Source organism: Streptomyces sp. NPDC048196 (assembly GCF_040652715.1).
Taxonomy (GTDB): Bacteria; Actinomycetota; Actinomycetes; order Streptomycetales; family Streptomycetaceae; genus Streptomyces; species Streptomyces siderophoricus.
This window is the reverse complement of sequence record NZ_JBEZMM010000056.1, coordinates 1-16,557: the sequence shown is the minus strand read 5'-3', so window position 1 is coordinate 16,557 and position 16,557 is coordinate 1. Positions and strand designations below refer to the sequence as shown.

Sequence of the window (16,557 nt, the reverse complement as noted above, 5' to 3'; positions counted from 1 at the left end):
GAACCGCAAGACCGCCTTTCCGGCCAAGACCCGTGGTCCGGTTCGTATGCGGAACATGCATCCGGTTACGCTCATGGCATGCATGCATGGCCCGCTTCTGAGGTCCCCGCCCTGCCCGGTCAGGGCCGCGACCTGAGGATCCACGACACCGCGACCGGCGGACGGGTGACCCTCGCCCCCGGTCCCGTCGCCCGTATCTACGTCTGCGGCATCACGCCGTACGACGCCACCCACATGGGGCACGCGGCGACCTACAACGCGTTCGACCTGGTTCAGCGCGTGTGGCTCGACACGAAGCGCCAGGTGCACTACGTGCAGAACGTCACCGACGTCGACGATCCGCTGCTGGCGCGGGCCGAGGCCACCGGCGACGACTGGACCGCGCTCGCCGAGCGCGAGACCGCCCTGTTCCGCGAGGACATGACGGCGCTGCGGATGCTGCCGCCGCGAGCCTACATAGGCGCCGTCGAGTCGATACCCGGCATCGTCCCGCTGGTGGAGCGGCTGCGCGACGCCGGCGCCGCCTACGAGCTGGACGGCGACATCTACTTCTCGGTCGCCTCCGACCCGCACTTCGGCGAGGTCTCCGGACTCGACGCCGAGGCGATGCGGCTGCTGTCCGCCGAGCGCGGCGGCGACCCCGAGCGCGAGGGCAAGAAGAACCCGCTCGACCCGATGCTGTGGATGGCCGCCCGCGACGGCGAGCCGAGCTGGGACGGCGGCTCGCTGGGCCGCGGCCGGCCCGGCTGGCACATCGAGTGCGTCGCGATCGCCCTGGACCACCTCGGGATGGGCTTCGACGTCCAGGGCGGCGGCTCCGACCTCGCCTTCCCGCACCACGAGATGGGCGCCTCGCACGCCCAGGCGCTCACCGGCGAGCACCCGTTCGCCAAGGCGTACGTGCACGCCGGGATGGTGGCCCTGAACGGCGAGAAGATGTCCAAGTCCAAGGGCAACCTCGTCTTCGTCTCGAAGGTGCGGCGCGACGGCACCGACCCGGCGGCGATCCGCCTGGCGCTGCTCGCGCACCACTACCGCGCCGACTGGGAGTGGACCGACGCGGTGCTCGACGAGGCCGTCGAGCGGCTGGCGCGCTGGCGCGCCGCGGTCTCCCGCCCCGACGGCCCGCCCGCCGAGGCGCTCCTGGAGGAGATCCGCACCGCGCTCGCCGACGACCTGGACGCGCCGGCCGCACTGGCCGCCGTGGACCGCTGGGCCGCCGCGCAAGCGGCCGACGGCGGCACCGACGAGGGCGCCCCCGGCCTCGTCTCCCGCGCCGTCGACGCGCTCCTGGGCGTGGCCCTCTGACGGCCACCGCCTGACCCCCGTCCCGCAAGGGGCGCCCGTGCCGGCCGGTACGGGCGCCCCTTTTTCCGTGCCCGGGCCCGCGCCCGCACCGGCCGGGCGACCGGAAATCCAGCAACCCGGCGCAAGAATCCATGGTGGGCCGCCCCGCCGGCGGGCTAGAGCTGTCCGGCATGAGGAAACCAACAGGACTGCGGGCGGCGGTCGTTGCCGCGCTGCTCGGGCTCGTGGTGGCGGTCGCCGGCCCGGCCGGCAGCGCACCGGCCGCCGGCCCCGCGCCCGCCCACACCGTCGGGGACGTCACCGGCTTCGAGGCCGACGGGCCCGTCTACCACCTGCACGCGGGCCGGGCCGAGGCCCGCGTCAGCTTCGTGACGGACCGTACCTTCCGCCTCGAACTCGCCCCGGACGGCACCTTCTCCGACCCCACCGGCAAGGACATCGTGCTGCCGCAGGGCGCCGCGCCGGCCACCCACTGGCGGGACGCCGGCGACGCCTACGAACTCAGCACGGCCAAGGTGACGTTGACGGCGTACAAGGCGCCACTGCGCTTCGAGCTGCGCCGGGCCGACGGCTCCCTGGTCTGGTCCGAGGCCAAGGGTCTGAGCTGGGACGACAAGACCACCACCCAGACCCTCGCCCGCGGCGCCACCGAGCAGTTCTACGGCGCCGGCATGCAGAACGGCCGCGGCAACACCTCCCACCGCGGCCACACCGTCGAGGTGGGCGTCGACTACCACTGGGACGACGGCGGCCACCCCAATTCCGTCCCCTTCTACCTCTCCACCGCCGGATACGGCGTCTTCCGCAACACCTATGCCCCCAACACCTACGCCTTCGACGACCCGGTGACGACCACGGCGAAGGAACGGCGCTTCGACGCCTATTACTTCGCCGGGCCGAGCACGAAGGACGTCATCGGTCAGTACACCGCACTGACCGGAAAGCCCTTCCTGCCGCCGATGTACGGCCTGGAGATCGGCGATTCGGACTGCTATCTGCACAATGCGAACCGCGGCGAGCGGCACACCCTGGATTCCCTGAAGGTCGCCGACGGATATGTGCAGCACGACATGCCCAACGGCTGGATGCTGGTGAACGACGGCTACGGCTGCGGTTACGAAAACCTCGGCCGGACCTCCCAGGGGCTCGGCGACCGGAAGATGAAACTCGGACTGTGGACCGAGGACGGTATCGCCAAACTCGCCGACCAGGTCAAGGCCGGACAGCGGATCGCCAAACTCGACGTCGCCTGGGTCGGCGACGGCTACAAATTCGCCCTGGACGGCTGCAAGGACGCCTACCGGGGGATCGAGGACAACAGCGACGCACGCGGCTTCACCTGGGCCCCGGAGAGCTGGGCCGGCGCGCAGCGGTGCGGCGTCCAGTGGTCCGGCGACCAGAGCGGCAGCTGGGAATACATCCGCTGGCAGATACCGACCTATGCCGGCGCGACGATGTCCGGGCTCGCCTACACCACCGGTGACGTGGACGGCATTTTCGGCGGCAGCCCCAAGACGTACGTCCGCGATCTGCAGTGGAAATCCTTCCTCCCCGCGGTCATGACGATGGACGGCTGGGCCGCCAGCGACAAACAGCCCTTCCGCTACGGCGACCCGTACACGGCCATCAACCGGAAATACCTGAAGCTGAAGGAATCGCTGCTGCCCTACATGTATTCCTACGCGGCCGAGGCGACCCGGACCGGGGTCGGGCCGGTGCGTCCGCTGTCGCTGGAATACCCCGACGACCCGAAGGCCGCCTCGGACGCCGCGAAGTACGAATTCCTCTCCGGCCAGGACTTCCTGCTCGCGCCTGTCTACCAGGACACCGACCTCCGCAACGGCATCTACCTGCCCAAGGGCACCTGGATCGACTACTGGTCCGGACGCACCTACCAGGGGCCGATGACCCTCGACGGCTACAGCGCGCCGCTGGACACCCTGCCGCTGTTCGTCAAGGCCGGTGCCGCCGTGCCGATGTGGCCGGGCATCACGTCCTACCAGGACCGGACCGCCGGATCACCGCTCGCCTGGGACGTGTACCCGCAGGGCCGCTCGTCGTTCACGCTCTACGAGGACGACGGGGTCACCCGCGCCCACCGTACGGGCGCACATGCCACCCAGCGGGTGGACGTCACGGCGCCCCGCTCCGGCGCCGGTGACGTACGCCTCGCCGTCGGGGCCTCGAAGGGCTCCTTCCACGGCAAGCAGACCAGCCGGCCGTACGAGTTCACCGTGCACACCGGGGACGCACCGCGCGGGGTGGAGCTGGCCGGCCGGCCGCTGAAGCGGCTGCCGTCCGCGCGCGCCCTCCGAGCGGCCGACCAGGGCTGGTACTACGACCCGGCCGACCGCGACGGAGTCGTCCACGTCAAGACCGCCCCCCGCCCCACCGACCGGGCCTTCGGGCTGACGCTCAAGGGTGCCAGTGCGGTCGGCGGCCGGACCCCGGGCGCGGGCGTCACGGTCGGCACCCCGGGCGGCCAGGAGGTGACCAAGGGCGCGCCGACGACGGTTCGGACCGCGGTGACGGCCGGCACCCGGGACGCCACCGATGTCTCGGTGTCGCTGTCCGCGCCCGAGGGCTGGCGGGTCTCCGCGCCGGTGCACCACGGCCGGCTCGCGGCCGGCGGCACCGTCCGCGACGCGCTGACCGTGACCGCACCCAAGGACGCGAGCAGCGCCGACCCGGTGACCGTCACCGCGACCGTCCGCTACCGGGCGGCGGGGGCGTCGCGCACCACCGTGCACCGCTTCGAGGTACGTCCCGTGCCGCCCGCGCCGACCGCCGACACCTGGGCGAGCGACCTGGAATGGCTGACCGCCACCAACGGGTACGGTCCGGCCGAACGGGACCGCAGCAACGGTGAGTCGGGCCCGGCGGACGGCCATCCGCTCACCCTCGCGGGGAAGACGTACGCCAAGGGCATCGGTGCGCACGCCAATGCCGACCTGGAGTTCTTCACCGGGGGCCGCTGTACGTCGTTCACCGCGGACGCCGGGATCGACGACGAGATCGCCGACTACGGGGAGGTCGCCTTCTCCGTGGAGGCGGACGGCAAGGTGCTGTGGACCTCGCCGAAGCTGACCGGTAAGTCGGCGCCGGTGGCGGTGGACGTACCGCTCGGCGGCGCCCGGCACGTACGGCTGAAGGTGACCGACACCGACGGCAAGAAGTCCGGTGACCACGGCGACTGGGCGGGGGCGCGCTTCCACTGCTCCGGATGACGGCCCTGCGACCGGGATGACACGGGGGCGCCGGTCCGGCTCGACGGCCGGTCGGCGCCCCTGTGCTGTGCGTGTGCCTCGTCCCCGGGGTGCGCCCGGGTTCAGTCGCCGCTCTCCTCCGGGCCGTCCTCGTCGGGCCGCCGCGAGGAGTCGGACGGACCGGTGTCCTTCGGTCCGGTGCCGGGCTCGCGCGGCTCCTTGGGCGCCGGGCGGGGCGGCCGGGTGCGGCCGCTGGTCGTGTCGCGGAGGTAGGAGCTGTCCCGGCCCTCCGCGAGCCCGCCCTCGGTGGCCACGCCGGGCCCGGACTGCGGGTCGCGGCGGCGCAGATAGCGCTCGAATTCGCGGGCGATCGCCTCGCCGGACGCCTCCGGCAGATCGGCGGTGTCCCGCGCCTCCTCCAGCGACTGCACGTACTCGGCGACCTCGCTGTCCTCCGCCGCCAGCTGGTCCACGCCCAGCTGCCAGGCGCGCGCGTCCTCGCTCAGCTCGCCCAGCGGGATGCTGATGTCGAGGAGGTCCTCCAGGCGGTTGAGCAGCGCGAGGCTGGCCTTCGGGTTGGGCGGCTGGGAGACGTAGTGCGGCACCGCCGCCCACAGGCTCACCGCCGGCACGCCCGCGTGGGTGCACGCCTCCTGGAGGATCCCGACGATGCCGGTCGGGCCCTCGTAGCGCGACTCCTCCAGATCCAGCCGGCGGGCCAGGTCCGCGTCCGAGGTGACCCCGCTGACCGGGACCGGGCGGGTGTGCGGGGTGTCCCCGAGCAGCGAGCCCAGCACCACCAGCATCTCCACGCCCAACTCATGGGCGAAACCGAGGATTTCGTTGCAGAACGAACGCCAGCGCATGCTCGGCTCGATGCCGCGGACCAGGACCAGATCGCGCGCCCGCCCCTTGCCGTTCGCATCGCTGACGCGGACCACGGAGAGCCGGGTGGTCGGCCAGGTGATCTTGCGTACGCCGCCGTCGAGGAAGACGGTGGGGCGGTTCACCTGGAAGTCGTAGTAGTCCTCGGCGTCCAGCGCGGCGAAGACCTCGCCCTTCCACTCCCGGTCCAGGTGGGCGACCGCGGCGGAGGCGGCGTCGCCGGCGTCGTTCCAGCCTTCGAACGCGGCCACCATGACCGGGTCGATCAGCTCGGGCACCCCCTCCAGCTCGATCACCCAGCGCCTCCTTCCGACCGGCCCGGCCGTCGGGGACGGCGGCCGGCAGCAGTTCCATTGCGTGCGTCACCAAGCCTACGGCTTGTGTGGGCCCGGTCCGCAGCCCCTGTGCACGAACGCGTCCCGAGTCATCCGATCTGTGTCCGAGGTCATGCGGCTTTCCGTCCTCAACTCCCGCAGACTTTCGGTACGGGGGCTGGACGCCGCCTCGCGCACGGGTCTATACATCGGATGACCCGGAAAGGTCCGATGTTAGCTCCGCCGGCAGGAACGATGTTCCTCCGCTACTCCCCAGGGGCGTGCGCATGGCCATCACCGGCACCGTCACCGCGTTCGAGATCCACGACGTCCGCTTCCCCACCTCGGAGCGGCTCGACGGCTCGGACGCCATGCACCCCGACCCCGACTACTCCGCCGCCTACCTCGTCCTGCACACCGGCGGCGGACCGCGCGGCCACGGCCTGTGCTTCACCCTCGGGCGCGGCAACGACGTCATGGCCGCCGCGATCCGTGCCCTCGCGCCGTACCTCGTCGGCCGCCCGGCCCCCGCCACCGCCGCGGACCTGGCCGCCCTGCACCGCGACCTCACCCACGACTCCCAGCTGCGCTGGCTCGGCCCCGACAAGGGCGTGATGCAGATGGCGGCCGGCGCGGTGGTCAACGCCGCCTGGGACCTGGCCGCCCGCCGGGCCGGCCTGCCGGTGTGGGAGTTCCTCGCCGCGATGACCCCCGAGGACCTCGTCTCGCTCGTCGACTTCCGCTACCTCTCCGACGCCCTCACCCCCGGCGAGGCGCTGGCCCTGCTGCGCGCCGCCGAGCCCGGCCGGGCCGCCCGCGCCGCCCGCCTGAAGGCCGAGGGCTACCCCGCGTACACCACCTCGCCCGGCTGGCTCGGCTACGACGACGGCAAGCTGGTCCGGCTCGCCAAGGAGGCGGTGGCCGACGGATTCGGGCAGATCAAGCTGAAGGTGGGCGCCGACCTCGACGACGACCGGCGGCGGCTGCGGCTGGCCCGCGCCGCGGTCGGGCCCGGCGTACGGATCGCGGTCGACGCCAACCAGCGCTGGGACGTGGCCGAGGCGGTCCGCTGGATGACCGCGCTGGCGCCGTACGCCCCGTACTGGATCGAGGAACCGACCAGCCCGGACGACGTGCTGGGGCACGCCGCGGTGCGCTCCGGGCAGCCCGTGAAGGTCGCCACCGGTGAACACGTCGCCAACCGGGTGGTGTTCAAACAGCTGCTGCAGGTCGGGGCGGTGGACTTCGTCCAGATCGACGCGGCCCGGGTGGCCGGGGTCAACGAGAACCTGGCCGTCCTGCTGCTGGCCGCCAAATACGGCGTCCCGGTGTGTCCGCACGCGGGCGGGGTCGGGCTGTGCGAGCTGGTGCAGCACCTGGCGATGTTCGACTACGTGGCCGTCTCCGGCAGCCGGGAGAACCGCGTCATCGAGTACGTCGACCACCTCCACGAGCACTTCGTCCACCCGGTCGTGGTCGAGCACGGCCGCTACCGGGCCCCGGCCGCCCCCGGCTTCTCCGCCGAGATGCACCCGGCGTCGCTCGCCGCCCACCGCTACCCCGACGGACCCGTCTGGCGGGCCCGGCAGGCCACCGAGGAGGCCCTCGCATGACCGACTTCGACGGCCTGGCCGCCCTCGTCACCGGTGGCGGTTCCGGTATCGGCGCGGCCACCGCCGCCCTGCTCCAGCAGCGCGGCGCCAAGGTCGCCGTACTGGACCGCGACCCGTCCGGCGCCCCGCCCGGCACCCTCGCGGTCACCGCCGACGTCACCTCCGCCGCCGCCGTACGCGCCGCCGTCGACGAGGCGGCGGCCGAACTCGGCGCCCTGCACACCCTCGTCGGCAACGCCGGCATCGGTGCGACCGGCACCGTCGAGGACAACGACGACGAGGAGTGGCAGCACGTCCTGGACGTCAACCTGCTCGGCCTGGCCCGCACCGCCCGCGCCGCGCTGCCGCACCTGCGCCGGGCGGCACCCGACCGCCCCGGGGCCGTGTCGATCACCCACACCTGCTCCATCGCCGCCACCGCCGGGCTGCCCCAACGGGCCCTGTACGCCGCCAGCAAGGGCGCGGTGCTCTCGCTGACGCTCGCCATGGCCGCCGACCACGTCCGCGAGGGCATCCGGGTCAACTGCGTCAACCCGGGCACCGCCGACACCCCGTGGATCGGCCGGCTGCTGGACCGGTCCGACGACCCGGCCGCCGAACGCGCCGCCCTCCACGCCCGCCAGCCGATGGGCCGGATGGTCACCGCCGCCGAAGTGGCCGCCGCCATCGCCTCGTTGGCCTCCCCGGCCGCCGCCGGCATCACCGGCACCGCGCTCGCCGTCGACGGCGGCATGCAGGGCCTGCGCCTGCGCCCCGCGACGTGACCCCGGCCGCGAACGGAGCGCCGGGACAGCCCATCCGACCGACCGAGGGACTCCCATGAGACTGCGTACGACCGGTGCGGCGGCGGGTGCCGCGGTGTCCGTACTCGCTGCCCTTGCCGCCCTCACCGCGCTCACCGGCTGCAACCGCGGCAGCGACGCCGCCGGCCGGATCGGCATCGACCTGCCCCGCACGGACACCGACTTCTGGAACTCCTACCAGCAGTACCTCCAGAAGGACCTGGACCACGGCGGCCCGAAGGCCCTCCCGTTGGCCAACTCCCAGAACGACATCGCCAAGGTCGTCGCCGACGTCCAGGCGCTGACCGGCCAGGGCGCCAGGGCGATCGTGATGGCCCCGCAGGACACCGGGGCCATCAGCGCCGAGCTGCAACGGCTGGCGGCGAAGAAGATCCCCGTGGTCAGCGTGGACACCCGGCCCGACGACGGCACGGTCTACATGGTCGTGCGTGCCGACAACCGCGCCTACGGCGAGAAGTCCTGCGACTACCTCGGCCGCAAGCTCGGCGGCCGGGGCCGGGTCGCCGAACTCCAGGGCGACCTCAGCTCGGTCAACGGGCGGGACCGCTCCGAGGCGTTCGCGGCCTGCATGAAGAAGAAGTACCCGAAGATCACCGTGCACGAGCTGGCCACCGACTGGAAGGGCGAGGTCGCCTCCGCCAAGCTGCAGAGCCTGCTCGCCCAGCACCCCGACCTCGACGGCATCTACCTGCAGGCCGGCGGCGCCTTCCTGCAGCCGACGCTGGCCCTGCTGGAGCAGAAGAAGCGGCTCGTACCGGCCGGCTCCGCCGGACACCTCACCATCATCTCCAACGACGGCATACCGGACGAACTGGCCGCGATCCGCGCCGGCACGATCGACGCCACCCTCTCCCAGCCGGCCGACCTCTACGCCAAGTACGCGCTCTTCTACGCGCGGGCCGCGCTGGACGGCAAGACCTTCAGGCCCGGCCCCACCGACCACGGCTCCACCATCGTGAAGATCAAGAACGGCCTGGAGGACCAGCTCCCGGCACCCCTGGTCACCAAGGCCACCGTCGACGACCCCACGCTCTGGGCCAACCGGCTCGACCGGCCCGGGAAGCAGCAGCGGCGATGACGGCCCACGAACCGGCGGCGGTGCACGCCGAGGGAATCGTCAAACGCTACGGCCCCACCACCGCCCTCGACGGCGCCCGGCTGACCGTACGGCCCGCCGAGGCCCATGCCCTCGTCGGCCGCAACGGCGCCGGCAAGTCCACCCTGGTCTCCGTGCTGACCGGGCTGACCCGCCCGGACGCCGGCCGGGTCACCTTCGCCGGGCGGCCCGCGCCCCGCTTCGGCGACCCGGCCGCCTGGCGGCGCACGGTCGCCTGCGTCCACCAGAAGTCGATGACGGTGCCCGAACTGACCGTCGCCGAGAACCTCTTCCTGGGCCGCCTCCCGGGCGGCCGCACGCTCCGCTGGGGCGCACTGCGCGCCCGGGCCGGCGAACTGCTCGCCGATCACGGTGTCGCGGTCGACCCGGGCGCCCGGATGCGCGAACTCGGCGTGGAACAGCGGCAGTTCGTGGAGATCGCCCGAGCCCTCTCGCAGGGCGCCCGGCTGATCGTCCTCGACGAGCCCACCGCCCGCCTCGACGCGGCCGGCATCGACCGGCTCTTCGGCAAACTGCGGGCCCTGCGCGACCGGGGCGTGGCCTTCCTGTTCATCTCGCACCACCTCCAGGAGGTCTACGAGCTGTGCGACACCGTCACCGTCCTCCGCGACGCCCGCCCCGTACTGACCGCGCCCGTCCCGGACCTCCCCAGGGACGAGCTGGTCGCGGCGATGACGGGGGAGGAGCCGGGCGCCACGCGGCGCCCCCGGCCGGCCGTGCGCACCACGGGCGCACCGGTGCTGCGGGCCGAAGGGCTGGCGCTGCACGGCCGGTTCGGCCCGCTCGACCTGACCGTACGGGCCGGTGAGGTGGTGGGTCTCGCGGGCGCCACGGCCAGCGGGACCACCGCGATCGGCGAGGCGCTGGCCGGGCTGCGGGCCCCGGACGCCGGCCGGATCTCGGTACGCGGCCGCCCGGTCCGCACCGGCAGCGTGCCGCACGCCCTCGCCGCCGGCATCGGCTACGTCCCCGAGGACCGGCACCGCGAGGGCCTCGTCCTCGGCCGCAGCGTCGCCGAGAACGCCACCCTCACCGTCGCCGACCAGCTGGGACCGCTGGGGACCGTACTGCCCTCCCGGACCCGCGCGTTCGCCCGGCGCATGATCGGCGAGCTGGACATCCGGACCACCGGGCCCGGCCAGCCGGTCTCCGGGCTCTCCGGCGGCAACCAGCAGAAGGTCGTGGTCGCCCGCGCACTGGCCCGCCGGCCCGCCGTCCTGATCGCCGTCCGGCCCACCAACGGCGTCGACGTCCGGTCCAAGGAAGCCCTGCTCGGCGTCGTACGCCAGGTCGCGGACGGCGGCAGCGGTGCCCTGATCGTCTCCGACGAACCGGACGACCTCCGGGTCTGCGACCGGGTGCTGGCGGTCTTCCACGGCCGGGTGACCGCCCACTTCCCGCGCGGCTGGCGCGACCACGACCTGGTCGCGGCCATGGAGGGCCTGGCCGGCGCCGGCACCGACGAGCGGCCGGCGGGTGGCGGCACCGACATGCGGCCGGCGGGCGACGGCACCGACGAGCGGCCGGCGGGCGACGGCACCGATGTGCGGCCCGCGGGCGACGGCACCGACGACCCGCACGGAACGGAAGGGACCGCGCCATGACCGAAACCGCCGCACCGCCGGCCACCGACCTCGGCGCCGCGACCCCGCGCGCACGCCGCCGGCCCCGGATCGACCCGGCCCGCTGGCGGGACCTCTCCCTGGTGCCGGTGATCCTCGTGCTGGGTGTCATCGGCTTCGTCGTCTCGCCCGCCTTCCTGACCCAGGACAACCTCATCGGGGTCGTCCAGCAGTCCACCGAACTCGGCCTGCTGGTGCTCGGCGAGGCACTCGTCCTGATCAGCGGCCGGATGGACCTGTCACTGGAATCGACCATCGGGCTGGCGCCGGTGGTGGCGCTCTGGCTGGTGATGCCCGCGCACGGCGGACGGTTCGCCGGCCTCGCGCTCTTCCCCGCCTGGACCGCGATCCCGCTGTGCCTGGCCGTCGGCGCGGCGGTCGGCGCCACCAACGGCCTGCTGATCCTGGGGCTCAGGGTCAACGGCTTCATCGCCACCCTCGGCATGCTCACCATGCTGCGCGGCCTCCAGGTGGGCCTCTCGGAGGGGCAGTCGATAAGCAACGTCCCGGAGTCCTTCGCCTACCTGGGCAAGGCCGACTGGCTGGGCGTCCCGGCCGCCGTCTGGATCTGCCTGGCACTGTTCGCACTCGGTGGCGCGGCCCTGGGCTATCTCCGGCACGGCCGGGCGTTGTACGCGATCGGCGGCAATCCGGAGGCCGCCCGCGCCGCCGGCATCCGCGTGGACCGGCTCACCTGGGCCGTCCTCACCCTCGCCGGGGTGCTCGCCGCCTTCGCCGGCATCCTCTACACCGGCCACTACGGCGCGGTCTCCGCGAGCCAGGGCAACGGCTGGATCTTCCAGGTCTTCGCCGCCGCGGTGATCGGCGGCATCAGCCTCAAGGGCGGCCGCGGCACCCTCTTCGGCGCGCTCACCGGCGTACTGACCCTCCAACTGGTCATCAACGTCATGACGCTGGGCGGGGTGCCGCCGCTGTGGACCCAGTTCCTCAACGGCGCGATCATCATCGTCGCCCTGGTCATCTCCCGCTTCACCAGCGGCGAGAAGCAGGACTGAGGACCGCCGGCCATGCGCCAACATCCTTCTGGGTTCCGCGAGTTGGGACACAGCGGCGTCACCGTCCCGCCCCTCGGCCTGGGCTGCGCCCCGCTCGGCAACCTCTACCGCGCCGTCCCCGAGGAGCAGGCCCGGGCCGTCGTCCACACCGCCCTCACGGCCGGCGCCGGCTACTTCGACACCGCACCGCACTACGGCCTCGGCCTCTCCGAGGAGCGGCTCGGCCGGGCACTGCACGGCCGGGACCGGGGCGGCTACATCCTGGCCACCAAGGTGGGCCGCCGGCTGCGCCCGCTCGCACCGGGGGAGGAGGTGGCCGGTGAGGGCTTCGTGGACACCCCCGCCCGGGCCTGCGTCCGCGACTTCTCCCGCGACGGCATCCACGCCACCCTGGAGGCGTCCCTGGCGCGGCTCGGCGTCGACCGCGTCGACATCGTCCACCTGCACGACGTCGAGCACCATCTGCGCGAGGTGTACGCCACCGGATACCCGGCCCTCGCCGAACTGCGCGCCCAAGGGGTCGTGCGCGCCATCGGCTTCGGGATGAACCACAGCGACGTCCTGGCCCGCCTCGTCGCCGACCTCGACGTGGACGTGGTGCTCTGCGCCGGCCGCTGGACGCTGCTGGACCGCTCCGCCCTGGCCGACCTGCTGCCGGTCTGCGCCCGCCGCGGCACCTCCGTCGTCGTCGGCGGGGTCTACAACTCCGGGCTGCTCGCCGACCCGTCACCCGGCGCCCGCTACGACTACGCCCCGGCCTCGCCCGCCCTGTTGCTCCGCGCCTGCCAACTGGCCGCCGTGTGCGGGGAGTTCGGGGTACCGCTGAAGGCCGCCGCGCTGCGCTTCCCGTTCGGTCACCCGGCCGTGGCCGCCGCCGTCGTGGGCGCCGCCACCCCCGGCGAAATGGCGGAGAACGCCCGGCTCTTCACCCAGGAGATCCCCGACGCGCTCTGGCACACGCTCGTCGCCCGCGGCCTGCTCGACCCCGACCTGCCGCTGCCCCTCACCGACGGCCCCGACACCCCCGGAGCACGCCCCTGATGCGCATCGACGCCCACCACCACCTGTGGGACCTCACCAGACGGCACCAGCCGTGGATGGCCGGGCCCTGGGCCGACCCGATCCGCCGCAGCTACGCGCTCGCCGACCTCGTCCCGCACCTGACCGCACACGGCATCGACCGCACGGTCCTGGTCCAGTCGTCGTCCTCGTACGACGAGACCGCCGAACTGCTGGCCGTCGCGGTGGGGGAGGGCCCGGTCGCGGGCGTCGTCGGCTGGGCCGACCTCACCGACCCGGCGCTGCCCGGCCGCCTGGCGGACCGGCCGGCCGAACTGGTCGGCATCCGCCACCAGGTCCAGGACGAACCCGACCCCGACTGGCTCACCCGCCCCGCGGTCCTGCGCGCCCTGGCCGCCCTGGCCGAGGCCGGTCTCGTCTATGACCTGCTGGTCACCCCGCGCGAACTGCCCGCCGCACACACCGCCGCCCGGGCCCTGCCCCAGCTGTCCTTCGTCCTGGACCACGCGGCCAAACCCGCGGTGGCGGCGGGGGAGTGGCAGCCCTGGGCCGACGCGGTCGGCGCGTTCGCCGGGCTGCCGAACGTCAGCTGCAAACTGTCCGGCCTGGTCACCGAGGCCGACCGGGACGCCTGGCGGCCCTCGCAGATCCTCCCCTACGCCCGGCACGTGCTGGACGCCTTCGGCCCGGACCGGCTGATGTTCGGCTCCGACTGGCCGGTGTGCACCCTCGCCGCCGGCTACGACGACGTCCTCGACCTCGCGGAAGCAGCCACCGCCGGCCTCACCACGACCGAGCGGGCGGCGGTCTTCGGCGGGACAGCGGCGCGGGTCTACGGGCTCGCGGCGCGGTAGCCGAACGGCGGCCGGGGCGAGGGTGGTTGGGGCACGGGTCCGGTGGCCGCACGGACCGGGGCGGCCGCCGCCCGGGCCCGCCGGTTCGGCGTCCGGTTTCCGCCAGCCCCGTGGCCGGCCACGCCCGAGGATCGAGGCGTACCGCGGATCGACGCGGTGCTCGTCCAGTACGGACGACGGACACGCACGAAGGCGACGGTGACGACGATGACCGCGACGGTGATGGCTCCCATGACCCCCATGACGGCGACCGCGGCGGGGGAGGGCGGCGGCCGGCCGCTGGCGGGCAAGGTGGCCCTGGTGACCGGCGGCAGCCGGGGGATCGGGGCGGCGATCGCGCGCCGGCTGGCCGCCGGGGGCGCGGCGGTGGCACTGACCTACCAGAGCCGGCAGGACCTGGCCGACCAGGTGGTCAAGGAGATCGAGCAGGCCGGCGGACAGGGCTGGGCGGTCCGGGCCGACGTGGCCGACGCCGAGCAGGTGTGGGCCTCGGTGGCCGGAGCCGTGGAGCGCTTCGGGCGGCTGGACATCCTGGTGAACAACGCCGGGACCGGCATCCTCGGGCCGTTCGAGGGGATCTCCCTGGAGGACGTGGACCGGGTGCTGCGCACCAACGTCCGCGGGCCGTTCCTCGCGGCGCAGGCCGCGGCCGCGCATCTGACCGAGGGCGGCCGGATCATCTCGATCGGCAGCTGCATGGCCGAACGGGTCGCCTTCCCCGGCGGGACCCTCTACGCCACCAGCAAGTCCGCGCTGACCGGCCTCACCAAGACCCTGGCCAGGGAACTGGGGCCGCGCGGGATCACCGCCAACCTCATCCACCCGGGCCCGATCGACACCGACATGAACCCGGCCGACGGCGAGAGCGCGGAGTTCCAGGCGGGGCTGACCTCCCTGGGCGCCTACGGCCGGGACCTGGACGTCGCGGAGACCGTGGCCCACCTGGCGGGCGAGGGCGGGCGCTACATCACGGGCGCCTCCATCGCGGTGGACGGCGGCTTCGCGGTCTGAGCCGGGACCGGCGGCCCGCCGGCGGGGCAGCGGGCGGGGTGGCGGCGGGTCACAGCGAGGTGCGCAACCACTGCTCCACGCTGGCGATGTGCACCGTCGCCCAGGCCCGTGCCGCCTCCGCGTCCCGGTCGCGCAGTGCGCCGAGGATCGCCCGGTGCTCGGTGAGGGTGCGGGCCACCGCGTCCTTCTGGGTCAGCCCGCGCCAGATCCTGGCCCGGGTGGTCGGCCCGGACAGCCCGTCCAGCAGCGAGCAGAGCACGGAGTTGCCGGACGCCGCGACGATCCCGCGGTGGAACTCCAGGTCCGAGGCGACCAGATCCTCCACGGACGGGCTCGGGCCCAGCGCGTCCAACCGGGCCTCCAGGGCGTCGAGTTCGTCGCGGCCGATCCGGCCGGCCGCCATCGCCGTGGCGGCCGGCTCCAGGATCCGGCGGACGGCGAGGAACTCCAGCACCGTGTCGTCGCGGTGGAAGTCCACCACGAAGCTCATCGCCTCCAGCAGCACCTGCGGATCGAGACTGGTGACGTAGGTGCCGTCGCCCTGCCGCACGTCGAGGATGCGGATGAGGGAGAGCGCCCGCACCGCCTCGCGCAGCGAGTTGCGGGACAGCCCGAGCTCGGCCGCCAGCTCGCTCTCCTTCGGCAGCCGGTCGCCCGGCCGCAGCGCGCCGGAGACGATCATGCCCTTGATCTTCTCGATGGCCTCGTCGGTGACCGCCATGCCGACCTCCCAGACATCCGATGTCTGGGTCATTATGGCCCCGCGACCCGGCCACGGCCGCCTCCGTATCACCCCTCCGTACGACCCCCTCCGCCTTGCGGTACGACGAAGGGGCGGCCCCCCGGGCCGCCCCTTCGTGCGTCAGCGGACGCTGCCGTGCTGACCCGGCGTCAGCCCTCCAGCATGTCCTTGACCTTGGCCCGGACGTCCTCGGTGTCCAGCCCGCGGATGGTCAGGGTGGTACGGCGGCGCAGCACGTCGTCGACGGTCTCGGCCCACTCGTTGTCCCGGGCGTAGGCGACCTGCGCCCAGATCTCCGGGGCGTCCGGGTGGATCCGCTCGGCCAGCGCGGGGTCGTCGTTCGCCAGCCGGGCGATGTCGAAGGACAGCGAGCCGTAGTGGGTGGCGAGGTGCCGCGCGGTCTCCGGGGCCATCCGGGGGCCGGGGGTGCCGCCGTCGACGAGCAGCCGGTGGGCGACCGCGTTCGGGTTGGCGATACCGGGCAGCGGGAGCTTCTTCGGCAGCTGCGCGATCGGCTCCATGTCGTCGGCCAGCGGCCGGCCGGGCAGCGCGGCGAGCTTGTTCATCACCGTGCGGCCGATGTGCCGGAAGGTCGTCCACTTGCCGCCGGCCACCGACAGCATGCCGCCGCTGCCCTCGGTGACGACCGTCTCGCGCTTGGCCTTGGAGGTGTCACCGGGGCCGCCCGGCAGCACCCGCAGACCCGCGAAGGAGTACGTGATCAGATCGCGGGACAGCTGCTGGTCGCGGATGGAGAAGGCGGCCTCGTCCAGGATCTGGGTGACGTCCTTGTCGTTGACCGCGACGTCCGCCGGGTCGCCCTCGAACTCCTCGTCCGTGGTGCCCAGCAGCAGCATGTCCTCCCAGGGGAGGGCGAAGGTGATGCGGTACTTGTCGATCGGGGTGGCCAGCGCCGCCTTCCAGGGGGAGGTGCGCTTGAGGACCAGGTGTGCGCCCTTCGACAGCCGGATGGAGGGGGCCGCGTTCGGGTCCTCCATCTTGCGCAGGTGGTCCACCCACGGGCCGGTGGCGTTGAGCACCAGGCG

General features: G+C 73.6%; 13 protein-coding genes. 10 read left to right on the top strand and 3 right to left on the bottom strand.

The features are described from left to right. Positions 1-78 precede the first annotated feature (78 nt). Both mshC and AB0E02_RS33560 read left to right on the top strand, forming a co-directional pair. The gene (gene mshC, locus AB0E02_RS33565) at positions 79-1,308 is read left to right on the top strand and encodes a cysteine--1-D-myo-inosityl 2-amino-2-deoxy-alpha-D-glucopyranoside ligase (protein ID WP_362146625.1); all 1,230 of its coding nucleotides are present in this window, start codon (positions 79-81) and stop codon (positions 1,306-1,308) included. 170 nt (positions 1,309-1,478) lie between these two features. Beyond that, positions 1,479-4,535 (top strand): NPCBM/NEW2 domain-containing protein, encoded by a 3,057-nt coding sequence (locus AB0E02_RS33560; protein WP_362146622.1) that lies wholly within the window; start codon positions 1,479-1,481, stop codon positions 4,533-4,535. 101 nt (positions 4,536-4,636) lie between these two features. Here AB0E02_RS33560 and AB0E02_RS33555 read toward each other — a convergent pair whose 3' ends face one another. After that, positions 4,637-5,695 (bottom strand): PAC2 family protein, encoded by a 1,059-nt coding sequence (locus AB0E02_RS33555; protein ID WP_051798063.1) that lies wholly within the window; start codon positions 5,693-5,695, stop codon positions 4,637-4,639. 305 nt (positions 5,696-6,000) lie between these two features. Between AB0E02_RS33555 and AB0E02_RS33550 the strand changes: the two genes are divergently transcribed. From AB0E02_RS33550 to AB0E02_RS33515, 8 genes are all read left to right on the top strand, one after another. Then, positions 6,001-7,326 (top strand): enolase C-terminal domain-like protein, encoded by a 1,326-nt coding sequence (locus AB0E02_RS33550; RefSeq protein WP_362146617.1) that lies wholly within the window; start codon positions 6,001-6,003, stop codon positions 7,324-7,326. Continuing rightward, complete coding sequence (locus AB0E02_RS33545; RefSeq protein WP_362146615.1) at positions 7,323-8,090, top strand: SDR family oxidoreductase; 768 nt, start codon at positions 7,323-7,325, stop codon at positions 8,088-8,090. Before AB0E02_RS33550 ends, AB0E02_RS33545 begins: the two co-directional genes overlap by 4 nt. 55 nt (positions 8,091-8,145) lie before the next feature. Beyond that, entirely contained in the window at positions 8,146-9,207 is a 1,062-nt protein-coding gene (locus tag AB0E02_RS33540; protein ID WP_362146612.1) for a sugar ABC transporter substrate-binding protein, read from the top strand. Then, positions 9,204-10,850 (top strand): sugar ABC transporter ATP-binding protein, encoded by a 1,647-nt coding sequence (locus tag AB0E02_RS33535; protein ID WP_362146609.1) that lies wholly within the window; start codon positions 9,204-9,206, stop codon positions 10,848-10,850. The genes AB0E02_RS33540 and AB0E02_RS33535 overlap by 4 nt, the downstream gene beginning before the upstream one ends. Next, positions 10,847-11,884 carry an ABC transporter permease gene (locus tag AB0E02_RS33530; protein WP_362146606.1) on the top strand — a complete coding sequence of 346 codons (1,038 nt, stop codon included), beginning with the start codon at positions 10,847-10,849 and terminating at the stop codon, positions 11,882-11,884. The genes AB0E02_RS33535 and AB0E02_RS33530 overlap by 4 nt, the downstream gene beginning before the upstream one ends. Before the next feature lie 12 nt (positions 11,885-11,896). Continuing rightward, complete coding sequence (locus tag AB0E02_RS33525) at positions 11,897-12,925, top strand: aldo/keto reductase (protein WP_362146603.1); 1,029 nt, start codon at positions 11,897-11,899, stop codon at positions 12,923-12,925. After that, the gene (locus AB0E02_RS33520; protein WP_362146600.1) at positions 12,925-13,758 is read left to right on the top strand and encodes an amidohydrolase family protein; all 834 of its coding nucleotides are present in this window, start codon (positions 12,925-12,927) and stop codon (positions 13,756-13,758) included. The genes AB0E02_RS33525 and AB0E02_RS33520 overlap by 1 nt, the downstream gene beginning before the upstream one ends. A 231-nt stretch (positions 13,759-13,989) precedes the next feature. Continuing rightward, the gene (locus AB0E02_RS33515) at positions 13,990-14,769 is read left to right on the top strand and encodes an SDR family oxidoreductase (RefSeq protein ID WP_362146710.1); all 780 of its coding nucleotides are present in this window, start codon (positions 13,990-13,992) and stop codon (positions 14,767-14,769) included. 49 nt (positions 14,770-14,818) lie between these two features. On the opposite strand, the gene AB0E02_RS33510 is transcribed toward AB0E02_RS33515, so the two are convergent. After that, positions 14,819-15,490, bottom strand: coding sequence for a FadR/GntR family transcriptional regulator (locus AB0E02_RS33510; RefSeq protein ID WP_362146707.1), 672 nt, complete (start codon positions 15,488-15,490; stop codon positions 14,819-14,821). Between the two features lie 170 nt (positions 15,491-15,660). Further along, positions 15,661-16,557, bottom strand: an 897-nt coding sequence (locus tag AB0E02_RS33505; protein WP_362146597.1) for an FAD-dependent oxidoreductase, incomplete at its 5' end; no start/stop codon positions are given.

Excerpts from the sequence above, each read along its gene's own strand:
- AB0E02_RS33550 (WP_362146617.1), top strand. The coding sequence starts at position 6,001 with ATGGCCATCACCGGCACCGTCACCGCGTTCGAGATCCACGACGTCCGC.
- AB0E02_RS33530 (WP_362146606.1), top strand. The coding sequence starts at position 10,847 with ATGACCGAAACCGCCGCACCGCCGGCCACCGACCTCGGCGCCGCGACC.
- AB0E02_RS33535 (WP_362146609.1), top strand. The coding sequence starts at position 9,204 with ATGACGGCCCACGAACCGGCGGCGGTGCACGCCGAGGGAATCGTCAAA.
- mshC (WP_362146625.1), top strand. The coding sequence starts at position 79 with ATGCATGCATGGCCCGCTTCTGAGGTCCCCGCCCTGCCCGGTCAGGGC.
- AB0E02_RS33540 (WP_362146612.1), top strand. The coding sequence starts at position 8,146 with ATGAGACTGCGTACGACCGGTGCGGCGGCGGGTGCCGCGGTGTCCGTA.
- AB0E02_RS33525 (WP_362146603.1), top strand. The coding sequence starts at position 11,897 with ATGCGCCAACATCCTTCTGGGTTCCGCGAGTTGGGACACAGCGGCGTC.
- AB0E02_RS33560 (WP_362146622.1), top strand. The coding sequence starts at position 1,479 with ATGAGGAAACCAACAGGACTGCGGGCGGCGGTCGTTGCCGCGCTGCTC.
- AB0E02_RS33520 (WP_362146600.1), top strand. The coding sequence starts at position 12,925 with ATGCGCATCGACGCCCACCACCACCTGTGGGACCTCACCAGACGGCAC.
- AB0E02_RS33515 (WP_362146710.1), top strand. The coding sequence starts at position 13,990 with ATGACCCCCATGACGGCGACCGCGGCGGGGGAGGGCGGCGGCCGGCCG.
- AB0E02_RS33545 (WP_362146615.1), top strand. The coding sequence starts at position 7,323 with ATGACCGACTTCGACGGCCTGGCCGCCCTCGTCACCGGTGGCGGTTCC.
- AB0E02_RS33510 (WP_362146707.1), bottom strand. The coding sequence starts at position 15,490 with ATGGCGGTCACCGACGAGGCCATCGAGAAGATCAAGGGCATGATCGTC.